Annotated in this window: 1 protein-coding gene; it reads left to right on the top strand. The window is 76.7% G+C overall.

Translation table 11 applies throughout. The features are described 5' to 3' along the window. Positions 1 to 1,851, top strand: a 1,851-nt coding sequence (locus tag PUR71_RS30750; RefSeq protein WP_329930445.1) for an SDR family NAD(P)-dependent oxidoreductase, incomplete at both ends; no start/stop codon positions are given.

Here is a 1,851-nt window from a genome sequence, read left to right on the forward strand (position 1 = left end):
CGCCGCGACCGGCCCGAGGAACACACCCTCGTCACCGCCCTCGCCCGCCTGCACGTCACCGGCGTCCCCGTCGACTGGGCCCGGCTCTTCGACGGCACCGGCGCCAACCGCACCGACCTGCCCACCTACCCCTTCCAACACGAGCACTACTGGCCGCGACCCGCCCGCCGCACGGGCGACGTGACCGGCGCCGGTCTGTCGCCCGCCGAGCACCCGCTGCTCGGCGCGACCGTCGCGCTCGCGAACGCCGAGCGCACCCTGCTGACCGGCCGCCTGTCGCTGAAGGCGCAGCCGTGGCTGGGCGACCACCGGGTGGGCGGTGTGGCCGTCTTCCCGCCGACCGGGTTCCTGGAGCTGGCCGTCCGCGCCGGTGACCAGGTGGCCTGTGACCGGGTCGAGCGGCTGACGCTCGCCGAGCCGCTGGTGCTGCCCGAGGACGGCGCGGTCGTCGTCCAGATCCAGGTGGACGCCCCGGAGGCCTCCGGCACCCGCCCGGTGCGGATCTTCTCCCGTCCGGACACGGACGCGGACGCCGCGTGGACGGAGCACGCCTCGGGCGAGCTCGTCCGCGGTGAGCGCGCGGCCGAGTTCGACGCCTCGGTCTGGCCGCCGAAGGGTGCGGTCGTGGCGGAGCTGACGGGGATCCGCGAGGAGGCGGACCTCGGGCCGGCCTTCGACGGGCTGCGGTCGGTGTGGCGGCGCGGCGAGGAGACCTTCGTCGAGGCGGTCCTGCCGGGCGACGCGGCCGACGACGCGGCGGGCTTCGGCGTGCACCCGGCACTGCTGGCGGCCGTGGTGCGCGCGGACGGCCGGGGGCTGGTGCCCACGGCCTGGTCCGGGGTGTCGCTGCACGCCTCGGGCGCGTCCGTGGTGCGGGCGCGGCTCGTGCGCAGGGGCGGGGAGACCCTCGCGCTCGCCGTCGTGGACGCAGCCGGGGAGCCGGTGCTGTCGGCCGAGGTCCTGACGCTGGCCGAGCCGGTCGCCGTGGCGCAGGGAGCGGCCACCGCGGGTTCACTGCTGCGGCTGGAGTGGGTGCCCGCGCCGTCGCGCGCGGGTGAGCGCGTGTCGAGGGTGACGCTGGGCGCGGAGGTCGCCGAGCTGTCCGAGCTCGGGGACGACGCACCGGGCGCCGTGGTGGTCCCGGTGGCGGGCGGTTCGACGCCCGAGGACGTCCATGACGTGACGGCGTGGGCGCTGGGGCTGGTGCAGGAGTGGCTGGCCGAGCCGCGCTTCGCCGACGCCCGCCTGGTGTTCGTCACCCGGGGCGCGGTGGCCGGAGGCGAGGTCGCGGACCTGGCCGGTGGCGCTCTCTGGGGCCTGGTGCGGGCGGCCGAGTCCGAGAACCCGGGCCGGTTCGTGCTCGTGGACACGGACGGCGAGCTCCCGCTGGACGCGGTGCTGGCCGTGGGCGAGCCGCAGGTCGTGGTGCGCGACGGCGTCGTCCGGGTGGGTCGGCTGGCCCGCGTGGCCCCCGGCGGACGCTCGTCGGGCTGGGGCGAGGGCACGGTCGTGATCACGGGTGGCACCGGCGGTCTGGGCCGTCTCGTCGCCCGGCATCTGGTGACCGAGCACGGTGTGCGCGAGCTGCTGGTGCTGAGCCGCCGGGGTGGCGCGTCCGCGTTGGTGGACGAGCTGACGGAACTCGGCGCGCGCGTCGAGGTGGTGGCCTGTGACGCCGCCGACCGTGAGGCGCTCGCGCTGGCCCTGGAGGGCCGGACGATCACGGGTGTCGTGCATGCGGCCGGTGTGCTGGATGACGGCATCGTCACCGCGCTCACCCCGGAGCGCCTGTCGGCCGTCCTGCGCCCCAAGGTCGATGCCGCCTGGAACCTCCACGAGCTGACCAAGGAC

It is taken from the genome of Streptomyces sp. SP17BM10, assembly GCF_036322405.1.
GTDB lineage: Bacteria > Actinomycetota > Actinomycetes > Streptomycetales > Streptomycetaceae > Kitasatospora.